This window comes from Imperialibacter sp. (genome assembly GCF_048007035.1).
GTDB lineage: Bacteria > Bacteroidota > Bacteroidia > Cytophagales > Cyclobacteriaceae > Imperialibacter.
Genome location: NZ_CP180355.1, coordinates 498,911 through 516,427, shown reverse-complemented (window position 1 = coordinate 516,427; position 17,517 = coordinate 498,911). Strand labels below are relative to the sequence as shown.

The window sequence follows — 17,517 nt, the reverse complement described above, 5'->3', positions numbered from 1 at the left end:
GTTTATCCTGACAAATAAATATGACTTCAATATTCCTCAAATGCTGGCCTTAGGAGGGGTCAACAAGGAATAATGGCTGATCATATTCTACCGGACTGGCATTGTCCACCAATACCTTCACGATGGTTCCGGAAACTTCAGATTCGATTTCATTGAAGAGCTTCATGGCTTCAATGATACAAACAGGTTGCCCTGATTTTACTTTGTCACCAACCTTTACAAACACGTCTGTTTCAGGGTTAGGAGAGCGGTAGAAAGTACCGATCATCGGAGATTTGATTGTAATGTATTTGCTCTCATCGCTGCCAGATTTTGGTGCAGGTGCTGCCGGAGCCGCTGCTGCAGGTGCCGGAGCTGCCGCTACCGGAGCTGGAGCTGCTGCTACGTGTTCGACGATGCGTGGTGCGTCGCTATTGCGCTTTACTTTGATCTTGAACTCTTCTGTTTCGATATTAACTTCCTCAAGTCCGCTTTTGGAGATAAAATCGATCAGATCCTGAATTTCTTTCGCTTTCATAGGTTCGTTTTTATTGGGCCTCGACTGCTTTTCTGCCATGGCTAATAGATTTTGTTGGGTTAACCGATAACTAAATTAGTGGAATATTTTCGAAATACCTGCCGTACATGGAATAGCTACTATTTCACTCGTTCATAGTATTCGCCTGTTCTTGTATCGATTCTTATTCGTTCATCCTGATTGATAAACAAGGGTACTTTTATGGTGGCACCGGTTTCTATAGTTGCCGGTTTCAATGTGTTAGTGGCAGTGTCTCCTTTGAGCCCGGGCTCTGTATAAACAACAGTTACTTCTACGTGTGCAGGCAATTCGCAAGACAGCGGTGTTTCGGTTTCAGCATGTACCAGAATGTCGACACCTTGCCCATCCATCAGGAATTGTGGAGCACTGATCATCTCTTCCTGAAGAATTACCTGCTCAAAAGTAGAGCTGTCCATGAAGTTGTAGCCCAGGTCATCTTTATAAAGAAACTGATGAGGTCGGTTCTCCACTCTTGCAGTTGTAATTTTCACGCCCGAGTTGAAGGTGTTGTCAATCACTCTGCCGGTTTTGATGTTTTTGAGCTTGGTGCGGACAAAGGCAGGGCCCTTACCTGGTTTCACATGTTGAAACTCGGTAATGACATGAAGTTCGCCGTTATACTCAATACACAGACCGTTTTTAAAGTCAGCTGTAGTTGCCATAAAATATTGTCAATATTGATGTTGAAGCTATTATTTAGAATCGTAGGACCATTTAACATAAACTGATCCCCAGGTAAACCCACCACCAAAAGCGGCTAGCACCAGATTGTCCCCTTTTTTCAATTGTTTTTCGTAATCCCACAGGCACAGTGGAATGGTGCCGCTCGTAGTGTTGCCGTATTTTTGAATATTGAGCATCACCTTCTCTTCGCCAACGCCCATTCGCTTGGCGGTGGCATCTATTATACGTTTATTGGCCTGGTGAGGCACCAGCCAGTCGACGTTGTCTGACGTAAGGCTGTTTCTTTCCATAATTTCGGCAGCCACCTCGGCCATATTGGTCACTGCAAATTTATAGACGGTAGCACCTTCCTGGTACACGTAATGTTCGCCTGCAAGCACTGTTTCTGCCGTAGCAGGCTTCCGACTGCCACCGGCCTTCATGTGCAAAAACGGCTCTCCCGACCCGTCGGAGTGAAGAACAGCGTCAATGATGCCTGTGCCATCAGTTGTTGGCTCAAGCATCACTGCACCACCACCATCGCCAAAAATAATGCAGGTGGTTCTGTCGGAGTAGTCAATGATAGAGGACATTTTGTCGGCTCCTATCACGATCACCTTTTTGTATTTTCCCGTTTCGATAAACTGTGACCCTGTCGTGAGGGCAAAGAGAAACCCAGAGCAAGCGGCCTGAATATCGTAGCTGAAAGCATTTTTTATTCCCACCGCATTGCAAATGATGTTGGCCGTGGCGGGAAACAACATATCAGGAGTGGTAGTGGCACAGATCACCAAATCTACTTCTGAAGGGTCGGTGTTGGTCTTTTTCAGCAACCCCTTCACAGCCTCAATGCCTATTACGGAGGTTCCCTGATCTTCGCCTTTCAGGATATGCCTTTCTTTGATGCCGGTTCTGGAGGTGATCCACTCGTCTGTAGTTTCTACTATGGTTTCCAGCTCTTTATTGGTCAATATATAATCTGGAACGTATCCTTGAATCCCCGTTATTCCTGCCCGGACTTTGGTCATATTATTAGTTGTTTAATCTCCGAAGGCGACCTTTATTTTTTGGTAAAAATTGGTTTCCGCCATTCGGTATGCAAGTAAAATCATGTTTTTAATTGCCTCAGGGCTGGAGGCATCGTGGCCAACGACCACATTCCCATTAACTCCCAATATAGGACTTCCTCCAACGGCTTCGTAATTAAATCTTGTGAAAAAGTCATCGAGGAAATTACGTTTCTTCAGAAGATCGTAAAAAGCCTCAATCATTTTTGACACCACATTGCCAGTAAAGCCATCACAGACGATCACGTCAGCCTTGTTGTTGAAGAGGTCACTTCCTTCGATATTTCCAATAAAGTTCACTTTGGAACTACCACTGTATAGCTGGTAGGCCGCCTGGGTAAACAGCGTCCCCCTTCCTTCTTCTTTGCCAAGGTTCAATAGTGCTACTCTGGGGTTTTCAATGCCCATCATGTTCGCCGCATAAATTGAGCCCAGCTCGCCGAATTGGAGGAGAACGTCTTGCCGAACGTCGGTATTGGCTCCGGTGTCAAGCAGTAGTGCATAGCCACCGTCTTCCTTTGGTACAAGTCCAGCCAGGCTTGGCCGAATCACCCCTTCAATAGGCTTGACTGAAAAAAGGGCACCCATTTGCATGGCTCCGCTGTTGCCGGCCCCACAAAACGCCCTTACTTCTTTATTTTTCAGTAAATGAAACCCCTCTGCAATGCTTGAATGCTGTTTTTGAGCCAGGGCCTTGGTAGGATGCTCATCGATGCCAATAACTTCAGGAGCGTGGTGAAGCTCAAATAGTTGATGGGAGATTTGAAGTTTTTCGCATGACGCCTGAATAACGCTTTTATCGCCCAGAAGAACCAACGAATCGGCTTCAGTAAAGGACTTCAGGGCTTGGGCTGCTCCAATGACAACATGATCAGGGGCAAGATTGCCTCCCATTGCGTCAACAGCTATTTTCATGCACGATGTGTTGGTTTGGAACCAAAAGAGGAGTTAGCTTATGCCAACACCTCTTTTTCCATGATCACTTTGCCTTTGTAGTAAAGCTTACCTTCAAGCCAGAAGGCTCTGTGTGGCAGGTGAAATTCCCCTGTTGTAGGACATACCACGTAGCTTTTGGCTTCAGCTTTATAGTGAGTCCTTCTCTTATCACGTCTGGTGGTCGAATGTCTTCGTTTTGGATGTGCCATTTTTACTTCGTATTAACAATTAATTGTTTCTAAATTTTTTCAGCGCCTCCCAGCGTGGATCGACGTTCTCTTCTGTGTCGTCGTCTTGCTCCTGCTCGGCAGAGGTTTGATAAATCAACGATCCTTCAACCTCGTAGTCTTCGTCTTCTTCAGTCACCAATTCCGGATGAAGCTTTTTCATCGGAACGTCCACCGAAATGAACTCATATATATATTGGGCGACATTCAAATGCTGTGTTTCTCTCGGAATCACTACAATATCGTCGTCCAATTCAGCAAACTCATCTCCAAACTTAATGATCAACTCCTGCCTGATGTCCAACTCATAGTCGAACGGGCGAAGGCTTCTGTCACATATAAGCTCGACCGAACCTTCAACCTCGAATGACAAAGCCATCATTGTTTCAGATTTCAAAAGCTCAACATGAGCACTTCCCTTGCCTTTTTCAATCAATGACCCTTCGAATGCCTCAAACAATTGATTGTCAAAGCTGAAGTCAAATGAATGCTGGTCAAGAGAAAGCCCCTGAATCTCTATTTCAAACGGTTTTAAGGGACTTTTTGCCATCTCAAACTCACTCTGTATTCAATAAAGACCGCAAAGATATGAATAAAGCCGTAATTAATAAAACGACGTTCATGAATTAAATAGAAAATATCTCGCACCCACTTAGAACGGTTTCTGGCACCGATTTAGTTTTTACCAGCAACTATTTAAAAGCTGCCAGGCGTTCAGGTCATCAAAAATCAATCTTCTGTTTCTTCACCAGCGTTCACTCTCCGCTGCTTTACAATGTCTGCGGCCATGAAGATAGCTTCCCGCATCGATGATTCAGAGGCTTCATTTTTTCCCACGAGATTGTAGGCAGTGCCGTGGTCAGGAGAAGTGCGAACGGCAGGCAAACCTGCCGTGTAGTTAACGCCGGTTTCGAAGCACAGGGTCTTAAACGGGATCAACGCCTGGTCGTGGTACATGGCCAGCACGCCGTCATACTTTGCATGCATCAGAGTACCGAAAAATCCATCTGAAGGGAATGGGCCAAAAACAAGATTGCCCTTGTCTTTCCATTCTTTAAGCACCGGCGAGATCACGTCTCTTTCTTCGTTGCCGAGTAAGCCATTTTCTCCCGCATGAGGGTTGAGCCCTAGCACGGCTATCCTTGGCTTCTTGATGCCAAAGTCTTTTCTTAGGGTACTGTCAAGCACTGAAAGCTTCTTAAGGATGAGCTCCTTGCCCAGTGCTGAAACCACCGCTTTCAAAGGAATGTGCCCCGTAACCAGCCCAATTTTCATTTTGTCGCCAGCCATCAGCATCAGGTGATCCTTTACGCCAAAAGTTTCAGCCAGGTATTCGGTGTGCCCGGGAAATTTAAATTCTTCGCTTTGAATATTATTTTTAGAAATGGGCGCTGTCACTACAGCGTCGATCTTTCCGTCCTTCAAATCGGCCACTGCCGCCTTCAGGGAAAGAAACGCATACTTGCCTCCTGTCTCATTTTCTTCCCCCATTTTGATCTCTACGGTTTCCTCCCACAGGTTGTAAACATTTACTTTTCTATGAAAGAGCTGGCCCAGATCCTTAATTTGGTGGTAGTTGAAGTCGCTCAGGTCGAGCGCCTTTCTGTAATAGGACACAACTTTGGAAGAACCATAAATGACGGGCGTCATGAACTTCAAAATCCTGCTGTCTTCAAGGGCCTTTATGATGACTTCAGGACCAATCCCATTAATATCTCCAAGGGTGATGCCAACAACAGGTTTATTTTTCTTTGACTTATCCATCCGATTTATCCTACAAAATTTCAGTTATTTGGCCTGCGTTTGGGTTTTTCATTCAGGGATTGAGTAATGTGTAACCTTTCCACACAGGAGGCGCAAATTAAGGGATTTTACCTTCTTTAAAAAAATGGACAGAGTTAGACCCAAAAAGCATCTAGGGCAGCATTTTTTGAAAGATCAGAACATTGCCAGCAAAATTGCGGAGTCGTTAACTCTTCACGGCGACTACAAAACGGTACTGGAGGTGGGGCCCGGCACGGGCGTGCTCACACAGTTTCTGATTGATAAGAAGGAATTCCAATTATATGTGTCCGAAATAGACAAAGAGTCGGTGGCCTACCTTCAAAAGCACTTTGTTTCGCTGGAGGGTAGAATTATCGACGGCGACTTCCTGAAAATGGACTTGGAGGCTATTGCACCTGGCCCGTTAGCCGTCATCGGAAACTTCCCTTATAACATAAGCTCGCAAATCTTTTTTAAGGTGCTTGATAATCGCCAAAAGGTGCCCGAAGTGGTGGGCATGATTCAGAAAGAGGTGGCGGTGCGCATAGCCGAGAAGGAAGGTAGCCGGGACTATGGCATTCTCAGCGTGCTTCTGCAGGCATACTACGATATAGACCTTCTTTTTACTGTGCCTCCGGGTGTTTTTCATCCGCCGCCAAAAGTAAATTCGGCCGTTATCAGGCTGAAGAGAAACAAACGGGAGCGCTTGCCATGTGACGAAGATCTTTTTCGGAAAGTGGTGAAAACCGCCTTTCAAAAGCGACGCAAAACGTTGCGGAATGCACTTAAAGAACTAACTTTGCCGACTGAATTTGAAGTAAACCCCATCCTTCAGAAGCGGGCGGAACAATTGTCAGTTGAAGATTTCTTCGAACTTACTTTATCTCTGGAAAAAGCATGGAAGCAGTCATCCAATTCGAGCTAAGCAAAGAGTACCTCGAGAGGTTCCAGGGAGCGCTTGACGAGAAAGATGAGCAGTTCATCAGAACGTCGCTCGATGGCGTCAATCCAGCTGATATAACCCAACTCCTCTACGAATTCGACACCGAGGAGTCGAAATACGTTATCGACCTTCTGGAGAAGCAGATCAGCGCCCAGATCATCAACGACCTGGACGAGGACACCCGAACTGAGTTCCTTGGTGCATTCACGGTAACAGAAATCTCCTCCTTCCTCGATTTCCTCGACTCGGATGATTGTGTGGATATTTTGATGGAGCTATCGCTCCAGACCAGGGAAGAGGTCGTTGCGCTCATTCGTGACGAGCAAAAGGCAAGGCATATTCAGGAACTGCTCCACTACGACGAAGATGTAGCGGGCGGTTTGATGGCCAAAGAGCTTATCAAGTGCAATCTCAACTGGACCATTCGTCAGTGTATAGACGAGATCAGAAAGCAGGCCGAAACAGTTCAGAAAATTTATTCGGTGTACGTGGTAAACAACACCGGGAAACTGATAGGCAAGGTATCGCTTAAGAAAATCATTATAGCCGAAGACAGCGCCAAAATTGCGGACATCTACGACGACGATATAGTGTCTGTTGCCACCCACATGGATGAAGATGAGGTGGCGTCCATCATGCGGAAGTATGACCTGGAAGCTGTACCCGTTATCAATGCCAAAGGCAGGCTGGTAGGCCGAATCACCATTGACGACATTGTGGATGTGATGCAGGAGCAGGCCGAAGAGGAACGGCAGTTGATGGCTGGTATCTCCGACGACGTTGAGGAAGATGATAGTGTTTGGAAGCTTTCGAAGGCCCGGTTGCCATGGTTGATCATAGGAATGGTTGGTGGGTTGATGGGAGCCAGGTTTATAGGGCTTTTTGAAGGCGACATAGCACTGATTCCCGCCGTTGCTTTTTTCATTCCACTGATAACTGCCACCGGAGGCAATGTAGGCATACAGTCGTCATCCATTGTCGTTCAAAGTTTGGCAAACCCCAATGTTTTTGCAGAATCTATGGCCAGAAGGTTGGTGAAAGTACTCACGGTGGCCGTGCTCAATGGGCTTATTCTCGCATTGCTGGTTTTTGGGTCTGTCATTCTTCTCTACAAAGAAGAATTTTTAGCCATCACGGTGAGTATTGCCCTTTTCAGTGTGGTGCTGCTGGCTTCATTTATGGGCACAATCACGCCAATTATATTAGATAAGTTTGGCATTAACCCTGCACTCGCTTCTGGCCCCTTCATCACAACAGCAAACGATTTGCTTGGTTTAGGGGTTTACTTTACAGTGGCCAACTTGCTTTACGGAATATTTTAAGAAATATGTTGAAGTCTGTATTGATCGTAGATGAAATGCACCCTAGCATAGTTCCGCTTCTGGAAAACGAAGGGTACAAGGTGGACTATGAACCGCAAATATCTGCTGGTGAGGTGCTGGACAGGGTCGCTGATTATTCTGGCCTTGTTGTGCGTTCAAAGCTTGTGATCAATAAGCTTTTCCTCGAAAAGTGTGTGAAATTGGAGTTCATAGCCAGGGCAGGCGCCGGCATGGATCAGATCGATGTAAAAGCAGCAGAAAGTAAGGGGATTTACTTGCTTAATGCTCCGGAAGGCAATCAGGATGCGCTGGCAGAACACAGTATAGCCATGCTGCTGACACTGTTCAATAACTTGTTGGTGGGCGACGCTCAGATAAGAGGCAAAGTGTGGGACCGTGAGGGGAACCGGGGCTATGAGTTGAAAGGGAAGACAGTTGCCATTATTGGCTTTGGTCATATGGGCGACGCATTTGCGAGGAGATTGACCAGCTTTGGGTGCAAGGTCATTGCCTATGACAAATTCAAAAGGGGTTTTAGCAATATGCGTGTTGAAGAAGCATCCATGATGGAGGTGTATGTTGAAGCCGATATTGTTAGTTTGAATGTGCCTCTCACCGCTGAAACCAGGCAAATGGTCAACGCTGAATTTATTGAGAGGTTTCAGAAACCGATTTGGCTGTTGAACACTTCACGAGGCGAGGTGGTGGTTCTCAAAGATCTGTTGGGTGGTCTTAAGTCTGGTAAAATAAGAGGCGCAGCACTTGACGTGCTCGAGAATGAAAAGCTTCACTCTTTCACACCAGAGCAGGAAAACACATTCGGTGAGTTGACGCAGATGAAAAATGTACTTTTCTCACCTCATGTGGCAGGTTGGTCGTTCGAATCCTACGAGAGAATCAATCAGGTACTGGTTGAGAAGATCCGTAAATTGAAGCTCAAAGAAACCAAAACCCCAAGCACTTCGTTGTAAAGCATGATCTCTGGTTTGCAGGTTTAGGGGATAAATCTTTATATTTGCATGCTAGATCAATATATGTTTTAAGCTCCGACGGGGTTTGAATTAAAATCTTAATATATTTGATATCACAGACTTCAGCTATTGTGAATAAAGTTTACAATAGTTGTTAGTGACGTTTTAATCGATCATCAGTAAAAAATCATTAATTGTAACGGTCTCCAATAGGATTTACCTGGCGGGCCGTTCTTTTTTATTTAATAGCACACTGTATGTCTAATTTATCTTATTACACAGAGGAAGGACTCAAAAGACTCAAGGACGAGCTAAATGAGTTGAAAACGAAAGGAAGAGCTGATATGGCCCGCCAAATAGCTGAGGCCAGAGACAAAGGTGACCTGAGCGAAAATGCTGAGTATGATGCTGCAAAGGATGCTCAGGGCTTGTTGGAGTTGAAAATTTCGAAGCTTGAAGCGATTGTTGGCAATGGCCGGGTAATAGACGAAACCAAGCTGGATACTTCAAAAGTGGCTATTCTGTCTAAAGTGAAAATCAAGAACAAGAAAAATGGGGCGGTGATGACCTACATGCTTGTGGCGGAGGAAGAAGCGGATCTGAAAGCCAGCAAGATTTCGGTTAAGTCGCCGATCGGCAAAGGATTGCTGGGAAAGAAGCTTGGCGAAACAGCCATGGTAGAAGCGCCAGGCGGGAATATTGAATTCGAAATTGTTGATATTGCTATCTAACAATTCGCACGATGGCTTCTATTTTCACCAAAATCATCAATAGAGAAATTCCAGGTCATTTAGTGCTCGAAGACGAGCACTTTATTGCTTTTTTGGATATCAGCCCACTGGTAATGGGCCATACTTTGGTGGTACCTAAAAAAGAAGTGGACTACATTTTTGACAATGACGATGATACTTTGTCAAAGATGATGGTGTTTGCCAAGAAAGTAGCCAGGGCTATCGATAAGAGCATTCGCTGCAAAAGAGTAGGAGTGGCTGTTATTGGCCTTGAAGTACCCCACACCCATGTGCATCTGGTGCCGCTCAACAGCATGAGGGACATCAATTTTCTTGAGCCCAAATTGCACCCAACACAGGAAGAGTTGGCAGCTACAGCAACAAAAATCAAAGCTGCATTATAGGCTGATTCGCAGCTATGCTCCCTTTACCCTTCCAGGATTATCAGAGATAAAGGATTTCCAGCTTTTGTTTTTTGGCCCGGTGTCCCCACCCTGGAAATGGTGGCAAACTGCTACCGCCAGTGCGTCCGTAGCATCAAGCAGTTTAGGTGCTTCTTTGAAATTGAGAAGCGTCTGAAGCATCTTAGCTACTTGCTCCTTTGAGGCGTTTCCGTTTCCTGTAACCGACTGCTTTACCTTTTTGGGCGCATATTCAAAAATCGGAATTTCACGTGCCAGTGCTGCAGCCATGGCTACCCCCTGCGCTCTTCCCAGCTTAAGCATCGATTGGATGTTTTTGCCAAAAAATGGAGCCTCCAGTGCTACTTCATCGGGATGAAACTCCTCTAAAACTGAGGTGATCCTTTCAAAAATTTTCTTGAGCTTCAACTCATGGCCCGAATACTTGCTCAGGTGAATCACACCAAACTGTAACAACGTTAGTTTATTTCCCTGCACCATAATGACCCCATAGCCCATGATGCTGGTGCCTGGGTCAACCCCCAAAATGATTTTCTCTTTTACTGTCTTGTTCAAACCTGCTGTAGCTTTTGCAATAAGCTTATTTAAAATTTGGGTGATGCTACATAAATCCTCCCTAAATTCAAACCCGGATGTTGGCTATTGATATTTTAGGGATCATTGCTGCTGTGGGTGTTGTCATGTACAGCCTGTTCATAGCCTATTGCTGGAGCAAGTGGAAACATGTTCCTGCTGCCCCGGGTACAGTAGAGGGGCGTGGCTCTCTATCAGTATCAATTGTTATTGTGGCCAGAAACGAAGCAGCATCCATCTTGTCACTTCTGTGCGACATCAAAGCTCAAACTTATCCCGGCCATCTGATGGACGTGATTTTACTCAACGACCAGTCTGACGACGACACAGTAGAAAAGGCGGAGAGCTTTGCTGCGGACAATGGCATGGCACTTAGAATCATTCACCTCGAAGCCTCAGTTGGCGAAGGAAGTCGAAAAAAGCAGGCAATCAAGGCAGCAGCAGCGCTATCTGAGGCAGACGTGCTTGTGCTGACCGATGCCGATTGCAACGTGCAGCCAAATTGGGTAGCCTCTCATATTAACTACTACACACATTTTGAGGAAGCGAAGTTGGTCTTTGGTGCATTTTGCTTTAAAGGAAGAAACTGGACGTCAGCGCTCTTGAACCTGGAGGCAATGTCGCTTACGGGCGTTGCGGCCATCACTAACCTAATCCATAAACCAACTATGTGTAGTGGTGCCAACCTATCCTATAGGCGTGAGCTGATACAGGAACTCAATCCTTTTGACGACAACCAACAGATTGCTTCTGGCGATGACGAGTTTATGCTGCATGCCGTGAAGGGGAAATATCCGAATGGCGCTTTTTACAATAAAGATCAAGAATCGCTTGTTTCAACCGACAGGCCGGAATCGCTGGGAGCCCTCTACTACCAACGGAGGCGTTGGGCAGGCAAGTGGAAGGCCTACACTGTTCCGTGGCCTCGCCAACTGGCCGCTGCTGTGGTGGCGGGCAACCTGGGTTTCATCTGCCTTTTCAGCTTTTTCTTTATTTCAATGAATCCAGTCTGGCTGATGCCTATCGCTCTAAAATGGCTTGCGGAGTTTGCCTTCAGCCGAAAAATCAGCGAAAACTTCAACCAGGGTGGACTGGGGCAGTACTTTGTTCTCATGGAAATTATTTACCCATTTTATGCCGTATTTTTTGCTATAGCTTCTAATTTTGGAGAATATCACTGGAAGGGAAGGGTGTATCCATGAGTGACCTGGAGTTTGATGTATTGGACGAGTTGTATTTCGTAACGCACTTCAAAGAATTGAAGGACGCAACCAACTTGTCAGTGGAAAACCTTAAGTCTACCCTCACCGATTTGTACCGTAAGGGATGGTTGAAAGTTTATGAAAGTGTGGCTGCCGAAATATCGGATCAGCAAATCAACTTAGATCATAACTTTCAAAACTACTTTTACCTGGCCAGCAAGGAAGGCCTGCTCGCTCACAATGGGCGCTAATAGGAGTGAAAATGGAGTCCGTAGTTACGCAACAAGATCTCAAAGAGCTGGAGTTAAATTCTTTGCTCGAAATCACTCAGGCTATCAACAATAACCTGGCGGAAGCCTCTTTGTATAAAATCTACCATTTTACCCTTCTCGGAAACCTCAAAGTAAAGAAGCTTGCGTTGTATGTAATGGAGGACGAGTGGGACTGCAAGCTCAGTTTTGGTGTAGGCAATAAAAAGATTCCAAAGCTCCCGGCATGTTATCAGAACCTGCCCGAGGAAGTTGAGCTCGACTCGAGTGAACCATTTTGGTCGGAGTTTCACATGGCATTCCCTGTTCAGCACAAGGAAAAGCTGCTGGCGGTGGTTTTCCTCGGTAAGCAAGACGACGCCCAAACGGAGCAGGGGGTGTCTCACAACCTTACATTCATTAAGGCATTGACCAATATCATATTGGTGGCTATTGAAAATAAGAAACTGGCACGAAGACAACTGGAACAAGAGGCCTACAGAAAGGAACTCGAGATTGCCAGACAGGTTCAAACGTTTCTGTTCCCAAAAAACCTACCTCAGTTAGAGAAACTGCAAATTGAAGCCACTTATATTCCGCACAAAAATGTTGGCGGCGACTACTACGACTATGTGGAGCTGAGCAACGGGAAGTTTCTGTTATGTATCGCCGATGTGTCGGGAAAGGGCGTCCCAGCGGCATTGCTCATGTCAAACTTTCAGGCAGCGTTGAGAGTGATAGTCAGGAAGACCTACGATGTGCGGGAAATAGTGTATGAGCTGAACCGGCAGATCATGTTCAATAGCAATGGCGAAAATTTCATCACCTTTTTCATGACCATTTACGATCATGAGGCAGGGCAGATGAAATATGTAAATTGTGGGCACAACCCACCGATTCTTTTTACAGAAAGCGGCTTTCAGGCACTGGAAGAGGGCACTACGATATTAGGGATTTTTGAAGACCTGCCCTTTTTGAATGTGGGCACCGTTACCGGACTCAAGGACTTCAACTTTTTCTGCTATACCGACGGACTTACCGAGACTTTCAATGCGGAAGGCGAGGAATATGGCTCCGAAAGACTTATGGAGGCGCTTAGCGACATGACCAATAAGTCCCTGGCGGGTATCCACGAAACAGTGATCAAATCACTCGAAGATTTCAAAGGTGCAGAAAGCTACAGGGACGATATTACCATGCTTTCTTGTAAAGTCATAAGCTAGGCTTGGTTTGCTCTACTTCAGAAAAACTCCCGGTTGGCTAAAGAAGTTGTTCCCTCAGGCGACCTGGAATTTTCACGATACCGAAAAAAAGATATTCCTGACTTTTGACGATGGCCCAATTCCCGAGCTCACTCCCTGGGTGCTCGACACGTTGAAGGAATTTGGCGCCAGGGCTACTTTTTTTTATGTCGGCAATAATATCAAAAAACACCCGGAGCTGTTTAAGCGGGCTAGCGATGAAGGACACAGTATCGGTAATCACACCTTCAACCATCTGAAAGGATGGCGAACCTCTCATGAAGACTATATGGCCAATATAGCACTTTGTGAGTCAGCTATCCTTGAATGTGGAGGAGGAGGCCCCGCCGGGCTGTTCAGGCCGCCTTATGGGCAGCTGACCTTTTCGCTTGCAAAAAAGATATCGGCCAATTACCGCATTATCATGTGGGACTACTTAACTGGTGACTTCGATCAATCATTAAGCCCCGAAAAATGCCATATAGAAACAATAAAAGGAGCTAAATCTGGCTCTATTGTCATTTATCACGAAAACGTGAAAGCAGAAGCCCGAATCAAGTACTCGTTGCCGAAATTTCTTGATCATTTTTCTTCACTAGGTTATCAGTTCTGTGCCATTGAGTGAGATTGTCGGTTTGATTTTGATCTTTTTCGTTGGCAGTGTGCTGCTTACCGACATATTGCTGCTTTTCTTTCTAAAGGGTGATTCAAGCAAGGATATCGCCACTAGTTTGTTCGATGAAACGAATCTTCCCAGGGTATCCGTGCTGGTGGCGGCGAGAAACGAGGAGGCAACCTTATCAAGGTGCATCGAGAGCCTTTTGAATCAGCAGTATCCTGCTGATAAAATAGAAATACTCATCGGAAACGATGCCTCCACAGATAAAACCGAGGTGATTGCCCGCTCATTTGAAAAGGAGCGCTCTCAGCTAAAGGTCTTTAATATTGACCATGATATGGGCTCAGCCAGGGGCAAAGCAAATGTGCTGGCACAGCTGGCCAGAGCGGCGTCTGGTGAAATCTACCTAATTACAGATGCCGATATGTCGCTTCCACCTACATGGTGCAAGGCCATGGTAGCAGCTTTTGAAAAAGACACGGGCATGGTAACAGGCTACACGGCGATAAACGAAAACAGCCTTTTTGCCTCCTTTCAGGCCATCGATTGGGCTTATGCCATCGGTATGATGAAGGTCGTATCCGATTTGGGTATGCCCGTGACCGGGATGGGCAATAACATGGCTGTTCTAGCCAAGGCTTATCATCAAACAGGCGGCTATGAAAATATGCCTTTTTCAGTTACTGAAGACTTTCAGCTCACCAGGGCTATTTTATCCAGGGGCTATGGTTTCAAGCAGTTGATCAGCCCCGCCGTGACCGGCATTACTTTGCCTGCAGCTGGTATCAAGGGGCTTTTGCATCAACGAAAGAGGTGGATGAGCGGAGCTCTCCAACTCCCTGTGGCCATCGTGGCTGTTTTGGGTCTTCAGGCCATCTACTATCCACTGGCTGTTGTGTTGATCGTATTTTATCCATGGTCAATACTTTTGGTTGCCGCAAAGGGTGTTGTTCAATCATGGTTTGTTTGCAGAACCGTGCGCATGTCGGCACTGCCTGTAAAAATTGGTGCGATTGTTCTCTTCGAATTTTACTCGGCTATTATATCTTTGTCCACACTTTTGTTTTCCATTTTGCCTTCAGGAATAAAGTGGAAGGATAGACATTATTAGCCCCGACATTTGATGCAGTTTGTTGATACCCACGCCCATATATATTCAAGAAAATTTTCAGAAGACGTTCACGAGATGGTGGCCCGCTCATTTGAAGGCGGAGTGGAGAGAATCTACATGCCTAATATAGATAGTGAGTCCATCGATAGTATGCTGGCACTGGAAGATACTTATCCGGGTCGCTGCTTTTCAATGATGGGTGTGCACCCTTGCTCCATAAAGGAGGGGTTTGAAAATGAGTTGAAGATCGCCGAAGAGTGGCTGGGAAAGCGGAAGTTTGCCGCTATTGGCGAAATAGGTACCGATCTTTATTGGGATAAAACCCTCATCGACTACCAGAAGGAAGCTTTTACCATACAGTGTCAGTGGGCAAAAGAGTATGGCTTGCCAATAGTTATTCATTGTCGTGAATCGATTGATCTGACAATAGACCTGGTGGAGTCTCTTAAAGACGAGCGACTTAATGGAGTATTTCATTGCTTTACCGGAGGTGCAGATCAGGCCAAAAGGATATTGGAATTAGGATTTTTTTTAGGAATAGGAGGAGTAAGTACTTTTAAAAACGGCGGGCTTGATGCTGTTTTACCTGGGCTGGGTGCTGATGGGCTGGTTTTGGAGACAGACTCTCCTTATCTTGCACCCGTGCCGCATAGGGGCAAAAGAAACGAGCCTTCCTACATTCCAATTATTGCGCAGCGGGTTTCTGAACTTACCGGACTCTCCCTGGCTGAAGTGGCTGAAACAACCACAAGGAATGCAGATCAACTTTTCAGCTATCACCAATGAATTATAAGATTGTAAACATTGCCACTGCAAGTGGCCTTAACCCAAAAAGCAGTATCCTTATTATATATACCGGAGGCACGTTCGGTATGTCATATGATGAAACTGGATCTCTTGTTCCCTTTAACTTCGGCCTGGTAATTGATAAAATACCAGAGCTGAAGGCCCTTGACCTGAAAATTACGGTCATCTCATTTCCAGAGCCCACCGATTCCTCGAATATTAATATTTCACACTGGCAGGACATTGGCTATATCATCTACGAAAACTATTCTCAGTACGATGGCTTCGTAATACTTCATGGAACTGACACCATGGCTTATACAGCGTCTGCACTTAGTTATATGCTCGACGGGCTTAACAAGCCAGTTATCTTCACTGGTGCACAAATTCCCATCGGATCGACCAGGTCAGATGCCCGGGAGAACCTGATCACAGCGCTCGAGATAGCCTCTACGCTCGAAGAAGACAAGCCAATTATCTCTGAAGTTGCCATCTACTTTAATTTTTACCTGATGAGAGGTAACCGATCACAAAAATTAAGGAGTAGTCATTTTGCGGCATTCGAATCGGAAAACTACCCATATTTGGCTGAGTCGGGCGTTACTATCGAATACAACAAGTCCTCAATCATGGCTTTTCGGCCTGGCCTTAAACTCAAACTTCATAAGGGATTCGATAACAATGTCACCATCTTAAAGCTTTTTCCTGGCATCAGTGAGAGTGTGGTCAATAGTATATTGGGCACTCCCGGACTTCGGGGAGTTGTGCTGGAAACCTATGGGTCGGGTAATACAATGAACTACGACTGGTTCATAAAAAGCCTTCATTCCGCTGTTACAAGAGGGATTGTCATCTTTAATGTAAGCCAATGCATTGGAGGTAAAGTAATTCAGGGGCGATACGAATCAAGCAGAATTCTCGAGGAAATAGGGGTGCTCAGCGGTCAGGACATCACAACTGAAGCTGCCATCACCAAACTAATGTTTCTGCTGGCAAAAGAGAAGAATACCAAGGAAGTTAAAAAGAAGCTAATAGTGCCAATTGCAGGGGAAATGAGCTAGTTTTACGCTTATGTAAATTTAATATCAAAATTTGCATAAAGAGTTTTTTCTTGATTTATTTGTTGCTGCTAGACGCCAAAAATTGTACTTTGGAGAGGTGTCCGAGTGGTTGAAGGAGCACGCCTGGAAAGTGTGTATACCTCTAAAGGGTATCGAGGGTTCGAATCCCTCTCTCTCCGCAGAATTTATAAACGAGAATTCAAAACGAAAACAAACTATCTTTTACTAACTGTAACCAATTTACGATTTACTAAAATTTAAACTATGAAAAAGTTATTCGCTTCGCTGTTGCTAACAGGCGTTTTTGCATTCAGCCAATTCAATGCAGTTGCTCAGGATGAAGTTTCCTCAGACAGTACTGCCGTGGTTGACTCTGCTGCTGTGGAAGAGGTGGTTGCTGAGCCTGAGCCTGTCGCTCCAATGATGGAAGAAGTTGTCGATGAGCCCGAGCAATCATTTCACCAAATTGTTAAAGAGCAGTTCATCGCAGGTGGTTGGGAATTTATGGGTATCGTTCTTTTGTGTTTGATCTTCGGTTTGGCGGTTGCCATCGAGCGTATCATCACTTTGAACCTCGCTACCACCAACACCAAAAAGCTTCTTGCTAACGTTGAGAATGCGCTAGCTTCAGGAGGCGTTGAGGCAGCAAAAGAAGTTTGTAAAAATACTAAAGGCCCCGTTGCATCTATCTTTACTCAGGGACTAATGAGAATGTCAGAAGGCGTTGAAATGGTTGAGAAGTCAATCATTGCTTACGGTTCTGTTGAAATGGGTAAACTGGAAAGAGGAATGGTTTGGATATCTCTATTCATCTCTCTTGCTCCTATGCTTGGTTTCATGGGTACGGTAATTGGTATGATTGGTGCATTTGATGCAATTGCTGCAGCTGGTGACGTTTCTCCTGCTCTTGTGGCCGATGGTATCAAAATCGCCCTTTTGACAACGGTAGGTGGTCTTATCGTAGCTGTTATTCTTCAGTTGTTCTATAACTACCTTATTTCAAAGATCGATTCTCTTGTGAACTCAATGGAAGATGCCTCTATTACATTGGTAGACATCCTTGTAAAGCACAATCTTTCTAAGTAGTATTAA

At 45.4% G+C, this 17,517-nt stretch carries 21 protein-coding genes and 1 tRNA gene; 14 read left to right on the top strand and 8 right to left on the bottom strand.

From position 1 onward, the window contains the following. Positions 1–49 precede the first annotated feature (49 nt). The 7 genes from accB to pdxA all read right to left on the bottom strand — a co-directional run bounded on the left by accB (position 50) and on the right by pdxA (position 5,195). Positions 50–517 (bottom strand): acetyl-CoA carboxylase biotin carboxyl carrier protein, encoded by a 468-nt coding sequence (accB, locus tag ACMVP2_RS02350; RefSeq protein WP_339786368.1) that lies wholly within the window; start codon positions 515–517, stop codon positions 50–52. Between the two features lie 119 nt (positions 518–636). Next, positions 637–1,200, bottom strand: a complete 564-nt coding sequence (efp, locus tag ACMVP2_RS02345) for an elongation factor P (RefSeq protein ID WP_317487432.1) — start codon at positions 1,198–1,200, stop codon at positions 637–639. Positions 1,201–1,230: 30 nt separating this feature from the next. Next, positions 1,231–2,229 (bottom strand): beta-ketoacyl-ACP synthase III, encoded by a 999-nt coding sequence (locus tag ACMVP2_RS02340; protein ID WP_317487431.1) that lies wholly within the window; start codon positions 2,227–2,229, stop codon positions 1,231–1,233. Positions 2,230–2,241: 12 nt separating this feature from the next. Then, the gene (locus ACMVP2_RS02335; protein ID WP_416866556.1) at positions 2,242–3,183 is read right to left on the bottom strand and encodes a phosphate acyltransferase; all 942 of its coding nucleotides are present in this window, start codon (positions 3,181–3,183) and stop codon (positions 2,242–2,244) included. Positions 3,184–3,221: 38 nt separating this feature from the next. Beyond that, positions 3,222–3,413: a 50S ribosomal protein L32 gene (gene rpmF / locus ACMVP2_RS02330; RefSeq protein ID WP_339786380.1), complete on the bottom strand. Its 192-nt coding sequence runs from the start codon at positions 3,411–3,413 to the stop codon at positions 3,222–3,224. 19 nt (positions 3,414–3,432) lie between these two features. After that, positions 3,433–3,981 carry a YceD family protein gene (locus tag ACMVP2_RS02325; protein ID WP_416866555.1) on the bottom strand — a complete coding sequence of 183 codons (549 nt, stop codon included), beginning with the start codon at positions 3,979–3,981 and terminating at the stop codon, positions 3,433–3,435. Positions 3,982–4,160: 179 nt separating this feature from the next. Next, a complete protein-coding gene (gene pdxA, locus ACMVP2_RS02320) occupies positions 4,161–5,195 on the bottom strand; it encodes a 4-hydroxythreonine-4-phosphate dehydrogenase PdxA (protein WP_339786386.1) in 1,035 nt (344 codons plus the stop codon). A gap of 124 nt (positions 5,196–5,319) precedes the next feature. Between pdxA and rsmA the strand changes: the two genes are divergently transcribed. From rsmA to ACMVP2_RS02295, 5 genes are all read left to right on the top strand, one after another. Continuing rightward, the gene (rsmA, locus tag ACMVP2_RS02315; RefSeq protein ID WP_416866554.1) at positions 5,320–6,120 is read left to right on the top strand and encodes a 16S rRNA (adenine(1518)-N(6)/adenine(1519)-N(6))-dimethyltransferase RsmA; all 801 of its coding nucleotides are present in this window, start codon (positions 5,320–5,322) and stop codon (positions 6,118–6,120) included. After that, the gene (mgtE, locus tag ACMVP2_RS02310) at positions 6,093–7,460 is read left to right on the top strand and encodes a magnesium transporter (protein WP_416866553.1); all 1,368 of its coding nucleotides are present in this window, start codon (positions 6,093–6,095) and stop codon (positions 7,458–7,460) included. The genes rsmA and mgtE overlap by 28 nt, the downstream gene beginning before the upstream one ends. A 5-nt stretch (positions 7,461–7,465) precedes the next feature. After that, entirely contained in the window at positions 7,466–8,431 is a 966-nt protein-coding gene (locus ACMVP2_RS02305) for an NAD(P)-dependent oxidoreductase (RefSeq protein ID WP_416866552.1), read from the top strand. Between the two features lie 257 nt (positions 8,432–8,688). Beyond that, positions 8,689–9,162 (top strand): transcription elongation factor GreA, encoded by a 474-nt coding sequence (gene greA / locus ACMVP2_RS02300; protein ID WP_151998344.1) that lies wholly within the window; start codon positions 8,689–8,691, stop codon positions 9,160–9,162. Between the two features lie 11 nt (positions 9,163–9,173). Beyond that, positions 9,174–9,566: an HIT family protein gene (locus ACMVP2_RS02295; RefSeq protein ID WP_416866551.1), complete on the top strand. Its 393-nt coding sequence runs from the start codon at positions 9,174–9,176 to the stop codon at positions 9,564–9,566. Positions 9,567–9,578: 12 nt separating this feature from the next. Here ACMVP2_RS02295 and ruvC read toward each other — a convergent pair whose 3' ends face one another. After that, a complete protein-coding gene (gene ruvC / locus ACMVP2_RS02290; RefSeq protein ID WP_416866550.1) occupies positions 9,579–10,139 on the bottom strand; it encodes a crossover junction endodeoxyribonuclease RuvC in 561 nt (186 codons plus the stop codon). A 77-nt stretch (positions 10,140–10,216) separates the two neighbouring features. Between ruvC and ACMVP2_RS02285 the strand changes: the two genes are divergently transcribed. The 9 genes from ACMVP2_RS02285 to ACMVP2_RS02245 all read left to right on the top strand — a co-directional run bounded on the left by ACMVP2_RS02285 (position 10,217) and on the right by ACMVP2_RS02245 (position 17,511). Beyond that, positions 10,217–11,359, top strand: coding sequence for a glycosyltransferase (locus ACMVP2_RS02285; RefSeq protein ID WP_416866549.1), 1,143 nt, complete (start codon positions 10,217–10,219; stop codon positions 11,357–11,359). Continuing rightward, positions 11,356–11,610: a transporter gene (locus ACMVP2_RS02280; RefSeq protein WP_339786408.1), complete on the top strand. Its 255-nt coding sequence runs from the start codon at positions 11,356–11,358 to the stop codon at positions 11,608–11,610. Before ACMVP2_RS02285 ends, ACMVP2_RS02280 begins: the two co-directional genes overlap by 4 nt. An 11-nt stretch (positions 11,611–11,621) precedes the next feature. Continuing rightward, positions 11,622–12,830 (top strand): PP2C family protein-serine/threonine phosphatase, encoded by a 1,209-nt coding sequence (locus ACMVP2_RS02275; RefSeq protein WP_339786411.1) that lies wholly within the window; start codon positions 11,622–11,624, stop codon positions 12,828–12,830. Positions 12,831–12,837: 7 nt separating this feature from the next. Then, positions 12,838–13,473 carry a polysaccharide deacetylase family protein gene (locus ACMVP2_RS02270; RefSeq protein ID WP_416866548.1) on the top strand — a complete coding sequence of 212 codons (636 nt, stop codon included), beginning with the start codon at positions 12,838–12,840 and terminating at the stop codon, positions 13,471–13,473. After that, positions 13,466–14,578 (top strand): glycosyltransferase, encoded by a 1,113-nt coding sequence (locus ACMVP2_RS02265; protein ID WP_416866547.1) that lies wholly within the window; start codon positions 13,466–13,468, stop codon positions 14,576–14,578. The genes ACMVP2_RS02270 and ACMVP2_RS02265 overlap by 8 nt, the downstream gene beginning before the upstream one ends. Positions 14,579–14,590: 12 nt before the next feature. Then, a complete protein-coding gene (locus ACMVP2_RS02260; RefSeq protein WP_416866546.1) occupies positions 14,591–15,364 on the top strand; it encodes a TatD family hydrolase in 774 nt (257 codons plus the stop codon). After that, complete coding sequence (locus ACMVP2_RS02255) at positions 15,361–16,425, top strand: asparaginase (protein WP_151998353.1); 1,065 nt, start codon at positions 15,361–15,363, stop codon at positions 16,423–16,425. The genes ACMVP2_RS02260 and ACMVP2_RS02255 overlap by 4 nt, the downstream gene beginning before the upstream one ends. Before the next feature lie 91 nt (positions 16,426–16,516). Further along, positions 16,517–16,604: transfer RNA gene (locus ACMVP2_RS02250), tRNA-Ser, on the top strand. A gap of 85 nt (positions 16,605–16,689) precedes the next feature. Continuing rightward, on the top strand, positions 16,690–17,511 hold the full coding sequence (locus ACMVP2_RS02245) for a MotA/TolQ/ExbB proton channel family protein (protein WP_317487415.1): 822 nt from the start codon (positions 16,690–16,692) through the stop codon (positions 17,509–17,511). The last annotated feature ends 6 nt before the right edge of the window (positions 17,512–17,517 follow it).

Bases quoted from the DNA above. Each gene is read 5' to 3' on its own strand.
- accB (WP_339786368.1), bottom strand. From the start codon at position 517: ATGAAAGCGAAAGAAATTCAGGATCTGATCGATTTTATCTCCAAAAGC.
- efp (WP_317487432.1), bottom strand. From the start codon at position 1,200: ATGGCAACTACAGCTGACTTTAAAAACGGTCTGTGTATTGAGTATAAC.
- ACMVP2_RS02340 (WP_317487431.1), bottom strand. From the start codon at position 2,229: ATGACCAAAGTCCGGGCAGGAATAACGGGGATTCAAGGATACGTTCCA.
- ACMVP2_RS02335 (WP_416866556.1), bottom strand. From the start codon at position 3,183: ATGAAAATAGCTGTTGACGCAATGGGAGGCAATCTTGCCCCTGATCAT.
- rpmF (WP_339786380.1), bottom strand. From the start codon at position 3,413: ATGGCACATCCAAAACGAAGACATTCGACCACCAGACGTGATAAGAGA.
- ACMVP2_RS02325 (WP_416866555.1), bottom strand. From the start codon at position 3,981: ATGGCAAAAAGTCCCTTAAAACCGTTTGAAATAGAGATTCAGGGGCTT.
- pdxA (WP_339786386.1), bottom strand. From the start codon at position 5,195: ATGGATAAGTCAAAGAAAAATAAACCTGTTGTTGGCATCACCCTTGGA.
- rsmA (WP_416866554.1), top strand. From the start codon at position 5,320: ATGGACAGAGTTAGACCCAAAAAGCATCTAGGGCAGCATTTTTTGAAA.
- mgtE (WP_416866553.1), top strand. From the start codon at position 6,093: ATGGAAGCAGTCATCCAATTCGAGCTAAGCAAAGAGTACCTCGAGAGG.
- ACMVP2_RS02305 (WP_416866552.1), top strand. From the start codon at position 7,466: ATGTTGAAGTCTGTATTGATCGTAGATGAAATGCACCCTAGCATAGTT.
- greA (WP_151998344.1), top strand. From the start codon at position 8,689: ATGTCTAATTTATCTTATTACACAGAGGAAGGACTCAAAAGACTCAAG.
- ACMVP2_RS02295 (WP_416866551.1), top strand. From the start codon at position 9,174: ATGGCTTCTATTTTCACCAAAATCATCAATAGAGAAATTCCAGGTCAT.
- ACMVP2_RS02285 (WP_416866549.1), top strand. From the start codon at position 10,217: ATGTTGGCTATTGATATTTTAGGGATCATTGCTGCTGTGGGTGTTGTC.
- ACMVP2_RS02280 (WP_339786408.1), top strand. From the start codon at position 11,356: ATGAGTGACCTGGAGTTTGATGTATTGGACGAGTTGTATTTCGTAACG.
- ACMVP2_RS02275 (WP_339786411.1), top strand. From the start codon at position 11,622: ATGGAGTCCGTAGTTACGCAACAAGATCTCAAAGAGCTGGAGTTAAAT.
- ACMVP2_RS02260 (WP_416866546.1), top strand. From the start codon at position 14,591: ATGCAGTTTGTTGATACCCACGCCCATATATATTCAAGAAAATTTTCA.
- ACMVP2_RS02255 (WP_151998353.1), top strand. From the start codon at position 15,361: ATGAATTATAAGATTGTAAACATTGCCACTGCAAGTGGCCTTAACCCA.
- ACMVP2_RS02245 (WP_317487415.1), top strand. From the start codon at position 16,690: ATGAAAAAGTTATTCGCTTCGCTGTTGCTAACAGGCGTTTTTGCATTC.